The organism is Coleofasciculus sp. E2-BRE-01 (assembly GCF_040221695.1).
Lineage (GTDB): Bacteria > Cyanobacteriota > Cyanobacteriia > Cyanobacteriales > Coleofasciculaceae > Coleofasciculus.
Genome location: NZ_JAVKEA010000251.1, coordinates 1 through 5,869 on the forward strand (window position 1 = coordinate 1; position 5,869 = coordinate 5,869).

6 protein-coding genes are annotated in these 5,869 nt (G+C 45.0%); 2 read left to right on the plus strand and 4 right to left on the minus strand.

Going from position 1 to position 5,869, the window contains the following annotated elements; translation table 11 throughout:
• A partial coding sequence (locus tag RIG66_RS33750) for a Uma2 family endonuclease (RefSeq protein WP_446384477.1) occupies positions 1-423 on the minus strand: 423 nt, incomplete at its 3' end.
• 65 nt (positions 424-488) lie between these two features.
• Between RIG66_RS33750 and RIG66_RS33755 the strand changes: the two genes are divergently transcribed.
• Entirely contained in the window at positions 489-737 is a 249-nt protein-coding gene (locus RIG66_RS33755) for a hypothetical protein (protein ID WP_446384479.1), read from the plus strand.
• Positions 738-755: 18 nt separating this feature from the next.
• Here the strand turns inward: RIG66_RS33755 and RIG66_RS33760 are convergent, their stop codons facing one another.
• The 3 genes from RIG66_RS33760 to RIG66_RS33770 all read right to left on the minus strand — a co-directional run bounded on the left by RIG66_RS33760 (position 756) and on the right by RIG66_RS33770 (position 4,751).
• Positions 756-2,753 (minus strand): glycoside hydrolase family 10 protein, encoded by a 1,998-nt coding sequence (locus RIG66_RS33760; RefSeq protein ID WP_446384481.1) that lies wholly within the window; start codon positions 2,751-2,753, stop codon positions 756-758.
• A 163-nt stretch (positions 2,754-2,916) separates the two neighbouring features.
• Positions 2,917-3,300 carry a type II toxin-antitoxin system VapC family toxin gene (locus RIG66_RS33765; RefSeq protein WP_446384483.1) on the minus strand — a complete coding sequence of 128 codons (384 nt, stop codon included), beginning with the start codon at positions 3,298-3,300 and terminating at the stop codon, positions 2,917-2,919.
• A complete protein-coding gene (locus tag RIG66_RS33770; RefSeq protein ID WP_446384485.1) occupies positions 3,300-4,751 on the minus strand; it encodes a tetratricopeptide repeat protein in 1,452 nt (483 codons plus the stop codon). Before RIG66_RS33770 ends, RIG66_RS33765 begins: the two co-directional genes overlap by 1 nt.
• 256 nt (positions 4,752-5,007) lie before the next feature.
• Between RIG66_RS33770 and RIG66_RS33775 the strand changes: the two genes are divergently transcribed.
• Positions 5,008-5,754 carry a chemotaxis protein CheB gene (locus RIG66_RS33775; protein ID WP_446384487.1) on the plus strand — a complete coding sequence of 249 codons (747 nt, stop codon included), beginning with the start codon at positions 5,008-5,010 and terminating at the stop codon, positions 5,752-5,754.
• Positions 5,755-5,869 lie beyond the last annotated feature (115 nt).

Below are 5,869 nucleotides of genomic sequence, written 5' to 3' on the forward strand. Positions count from 1 at the left end.
TCCAGCATCCATGTATTCTTGCATTTTGTCACGCAAAAGTTGCAAATCGTCTGTGGCTGACCTTAATTCGATGACAAAATCCGGTGCAATCGGGGGAAATTTACGCCGTTGTTCAGGGGTTAGCGCTTCCCAGCGTTCTCGACGAATCCAAGCCGCATCTGGGGAACGTTTCGCACCATTGGGTAACTTAAAGATTGTGGAGGAACTGAAGGTATAACCCAGGCTAGTTTGCCGATTCCAGATGACCAAATCAGCAATCAGTTCAGATTCTCGATTCCCACTTTCTCCGCCAACGGGTGCCATGATAATTAATTCTCCCTGCGCCGTCGTTTCAAAGTTAAACTCGCGATTATTTTGACATAATTGATAGAATTGTTCGTCAGTTAAGGGAATGGTGTCTAAATTTAAGGTTACAGTATTCATAATCTTTCCTCTGGTAGAGACGTTCCGGTGGAACGTCTTGGTGTTGGTGGAACGGCTGGGTGTTGATGGAACGTTTTGGTGTTGGCGGAACGGCTGGGTGTTGGGTTACTCTAACCTTCGGGTTCTCCTCCGGAGTACGAGAAGGCTTCGCCTACGTTCCTCAACCCAACCTACTGGCGTGGCACACCTTAATTGATGGATTAGAATTGGTTCGTAGTGAGGGCTTCAGCCCTCTTCAGCTAGGCGTTATAGCACTAAAGTGCTTACTACAAACAAAGCCCTATTTTAGCTGTGTCAGTCCACTACAATGTTGACATCCTTTAGCATCGGCACTATTGAATAGACGCTACAACGCCTAAACTTTCATTCGCTAGTCTGTCTACAGCACACACCGCATAGGTTCCCGGTGCTAATTCTGCCTCGGTTATCTCCTCTGGCAAAATTTTGTGCAATGTCCAGTTCTCGCCTTGCTGCTGATATACTGTCCAAGAGCGAATCTTGGCGTTAACGGCAGCATTCCAAATTAGCTTATTTCCAATCATTCTCACCTGAACCGGAATCGCTGGCGGTGTATCACTCAACCACGACATGGTTGGAGATAAAGCGGGTTGATTATAGACAGAGGATTGGAACTTTTCAACGACTCCCAAACGATTTTCATTAAAGACTTTCATGTTATAAAAAATATTGCCCAAGGAGAGTTGGGGAGCAAGGTTGCGGGTAATATCAACTTGCCGTTCATATTCTAAGAAAGACCAATCTTGAGCATCCAACATACTTAACCGATTGCCGGGATAAATATGGCGCTGTTTGGGATTATTTTCAGTCCACCATTGCAGGAGAACGGGATAACTTTGGGCTGGGGGATCAATGCGCCAGTATAATTGTGGGGCAACATAATCAATCCATCCTGCTTCTAACCATTTTTTCGGGTCAGCATACAGGGATTCGTATTGATCTAATCCTTTAATTTGAGGCGGTTGTCCGGGACGATAAATGCCAAAGGGACTAATGCCAAATTTAACATGTTTCTTTGTCGCCTGTATCCCGGTATAAAGGCGCTGCACCATTTGATTCACATTTTCCCGCCGCCAATCACCTAAGCTAAGAGTGCCGCCTTCGGCTTGATAAGCCTTATAGGTTTTATCATCGGGAAACGCTTCACCCGCGATGGGATAGGGATAAAAATAATCATCTAGATGAATGCCATCGACATCATAACGCCGCACCACATCCATAATTACGTTATAGGTTAAATCTTGAACCACTTTTACCCCAGGGTCCATCCACTGCTGATTGCCATATTTATACACGTATTCGGGATGAGTGACGCTAATGTGAGGGGCGACACTGACAGAACCTTGGGAAGAAGTTTTGGCGCGATAGGGGTTAAACCAGGCGTGGAGTTCAATATTGCGCTGATGACAAGCCGCGATCGCAAACTCTAAGGGGTCATAATAAGGATCGGGAGCTTGACCTTGTATGCCAGTTAACCATTCACTCCAGGGTTCTAACGGGGAGGCATAAAAGGCATCACCAGTGGGTCGAACTTGTAAGATTAACGCATTTAACTGAAGTTCAGCCATGCGGTCAATAATTTGTAACAATTCCCGTTGCTGTTGGGCGACAGACAATCCCCGTTGGGGGGGCCAATCGATGTTCCAAACAGTCGCCACCCACACCCCGCGAAACTCCCGTTGATGACTCAGTTTCAGGGTTTTCTGACGCACGATAATATAATCTGAACCAATGGCGTCAAGTCTCCCAGTATAGACTAACGCCTGGTAAATAAACGCGGCAACATCCGCACGAGTGGCGGCTTTGAGGGGGTTAAACTGCTTAACCTGGGGATAATTCACCACCATCCCCGTATTGGTTGCGATCGCAATCCGATCAATAGCATAGCTGGGAATCTCGCCAAAATCATCATAGAGTTCCGGTAGGGCGGCTTTCACCTCCGCTAATCCACTGGTACTTATCTCCAATCCCGTTATCAGAGACACCAACACTTCCACTCTAGAAATACTCGCCTCTGGGCGAAATCGATTTCCTGGATACCCCGACATAAACCCCGTCTGATACGCCTTAGCAATCGCCCCAGTTGCCCAATGTTTGCTGGGAACATCCACAAACGGAACATTCGGGCGTTTACTGGGTTTAGAAAAAGCATTTTGCAACAACGCCGCAAACTGCGCCCGACTCATGGGATCATTAGGACGAAAACGCCCATCGGGAAAGCCACTAATCATACCCGCCTGGGCTAACCCTTCAATGAATGAACGCGCCCAGTGGTTTTGGATATCGGGGAAACGGGGAGTGGAAGCAGTCATAAAGATTCGTCACCTAGCTAAGTAGTCGGACTTTCATTAAAGTTAACAGTGGGGATCGTCATACTCGCTGCCCTTGAGAAGCAAGCTACGTCTTATGTTTAGGTAAGGATTTGAGGTGTGTTTACCAAACTTAATTTAGTTGAGTTTATTTCCACCAACCTACTTAAATAATACGGATTGAGTAGGCACGAATTTTTTGATCGACGGTGGCAAGGGTTAAACGATGGTGCAAAGCCTGACAGATAAGCATTCTATCAAAGGGATCACGGTGTAATAAAGGCAGCTTGATAAGTTTAGCCACACTATCCTCATCAAGACTAAGGCTAGCAAGTTGATGGCGAACCCGCTGTTGTGGTAAATAGATTTCGGGTGACTGCGGCAGACTTAGTTTGCCTAGCTGATACTTGACAATAGACTCCCAAATTAAAACAACACTTAGATAAACGTCGTTATTGGGATCACGAATAGCAGTTAAAACAGGTGTTGACAGTTTAGGATTGCCACTGATAAACCACAAGAAGATATGAGTATCGAGCAAAAGTTTCATTAGCTTTCAAAAGCACTCAGAATATCTTCGGGTAGGGAATCATCAAAATCATCGGGTACAGTGAACTCTCCCGCACACAAGCCAAATGGTCGTAACGGTTTTTGATTAGGTATCAGCAGGCGATTATTCTGGTGTTTAATATCTTGTATAACGCGGTCACGCATCACTTCAGCTTGAGAATAATTTCTGTCAATTGATAAAACTGTGTTGTAGCTAGCTAATGCATTCTCAAGCTGTCCTAGTTGTCGCAGTGCATTGCCACGATTAAACCAATACTGAGCATTATTGGGTTGGAGTGCCAGCGCCCGTTCAAAGCTGGCAAGAGCTTCTTGATACTGTCCTAGAGCAAACAGTTCAGCACCTCGATTATTCCAGGCAGCATAATTATCTGGATCAAGAGTGAGAGCCTGATCATAATTTGCTATTGCCTCATCTAATCGACCAAGTTCTGCCAGCGCTTGTCCACGATTTGTCCAAACGGAATTATTCTCACCATTGAGAGCTAAGGCTTGATCATAACTGGCAATAGCTTCATTAAAGTTCTCTAGCATTAACAGTGCATTACCTTTATTAAACCAAATGATATCATCATCTGGTTTAAGCCTTATGGACTGTTCAAAGCTGGTAAGTGCATCTTTATACCGACCCATGTCATAAAATATTACACCTTTATCATTCCACAATTGATCATTTTTTGGTTCTAACTCTATTGCTTTATTGAAAATTTTAATTGCCGCTTCAATGTTGCCACATTTGCCATGAACTATCGCCAAATTAGCCAAAATTATAACTTCATTTTCTTGGACTTTTAGAGCTTGTTCATAACTATCTATTGCCTCTAGATAGCGATCTAGTTGAGATAGAACAGCACCTCGATTCGTCCATGCCTGAAAATTATCTGGATTAACGTCTACAGCCTGGTCATAGCATGTAACCGCTTCTTCAAGGCGACCCAAGTCATGTAAAACAATGCCTTGGTTATGCAAAATCCAATCTTTGTTGCGTTCAGGTTTGCAAGCCAAAGCTTGATCATAACTAGCAATAGCATCATGTTTATAGTTTAATTCTCGGAGAATATTTCCTTGGTTATACCAAGCAATATAACTATCTGGGTTAATTGATATGGCTTGATCAAAGTTAGATAATGCCTGCTGATATTCCCCCAGTGCTAAGTATGCCAAGCCGAGTTTATTCCAGGCAAGGTATTCATCAGACTTGTTGGCTAAAGCACGTTCGTAACACTTAATACTTTCCTGATAATGCCCCAAGTCGTAGAGTCTGTCTCCCTCGCTATGCCATTTGGAATGCTGATACACACCATTGGTAGAGCGAGATAGCTCTAACGGTTTTATGGTATAGGCATCGTAAAGTTTGGGTTCATCTCTCTGGTGAATAGCTACCATCGCCAGTTCGTCCCGATTATAAATAATGTTGGTTTCCCATTTTCCCATTGTGACATAGGCGATGAGTTCCCAAGCCTGATCTCACTTTTCACGGAATTTCCCCCACACCCAACCCCCACGCCCAAGATGCCGTAAAAAGTCAGGGTATAAATAAAAGAACAAAAGCGAACTTTCATAAAAACTCAGGCAATTTTCATTAAATACATGCTTGTGTCATCTTGTCAATTCATAACAAACCACCATAATGGTTATCATCTCGCATTCATCAAATAAATATTCCCCCATCTTCTAAAAGAAAAAATAAATGCCAGGTCATGACATCATCGTTGTTGGAGCCTCCGCAGGCGGAGTGGAAGCGTTGACTAAACTGGTTGCTGCTTTGCCAGAGAATCTACCAGCAGTGATCTTCATTGTCGTTCATATTTCACGCCACGCTAAAAGCTTTCTGCCGGATATTTTGAATAGAAAAACTCTCTTGCCAGTGGCTCATGCTACAGAGAGTGAGGAGATCGTACAAGGGCACATCTATGTAGCCCCTCCGGACTACCACCTGCTAGTCAAACGCGGCTATGTCCGCTTAGTGTATGGTCCGAAGGAGAACGGTTGTCGTCCGGCGGTCGATCCCCTATTTCGCACGGCAGCAAAGGCGTATGGACGTCGAGTCGTTGGTGTGGTGCTATCGGGTGTCCTCGACGATGGTACTGTAGGGCTTATGGATGTGAAACGTTTGGGCGGTGTGGCGATTGTTCAAGATCCCGATGATGCCCTGTTTTCGGGAATGCCGAAGAGCGCGATTAAACACGTAGATGTTGACCATATTCTGCCCTTGTCGTCAATAGCCTCCACTTTAGTTCGTCTAGCCCATGAACCTGTGACGGAGGAAGGAGCAACAACCATGTCTAGTGAGAACGAGATAGAGATAGAACCTGATGTGGTGGAACTCAATGGGGTGGCTATGCGAGAGCGTGAGTTTGGAACACCTGCAAGCTTAGCTTGTCCGGACTGCGGCGGTATGCTGTACTATCAACTGAAGTTCCCCTTTGACAAATAGCTACACTGTATGCGTATCCCGGCTTAGGGCGATTTGACTTTCGGGTTCACTGGGTACAAATCAGGCTAACGCCCAATAAATCTAAAGCTTTCCTTTGCACAGGAGTCGGTTCTGT

Bases quoted from the DNA above. Each gene is read 5' to 3' on its own strand.
- RIG66_RS33755 (WP_446384479.1), top strand. From the start codon at position 489: ATGGAACGTTTTGGTGTTGGCGGAACGGCTGGGTGTTGGGTTACTCTA.
- RIG66_RS33760 (WP_446384481.1), bottom strand. From the start codon at position 2,753: ATGACTGCTTCCACTCCCCGTTTCCCCGATATCCAAAACCACTGGGCG.
- RIG66_RS33765 (WP_446384483.1), bottom strand. From the start codon at position 3,300: ATGAAACTTTTGCTCGATACTCATATCTTCTTGTGGTTTATCAGTGGC.
- RIG66_RS33770 (WP_446384485.1), bottom strand. From the start codon at position 4,751: ATGGGAAAATGGGAAACCAACATTATTTATAATCGGGACGAACTGGCG.
- RIG66_RS33775 (WP_446384487.1), top strand. From the start codon at position 5,008: ATGCCAGGTCATGACATCATCGTTGTTGGAGCCTCCGCAGGCGGAGTG.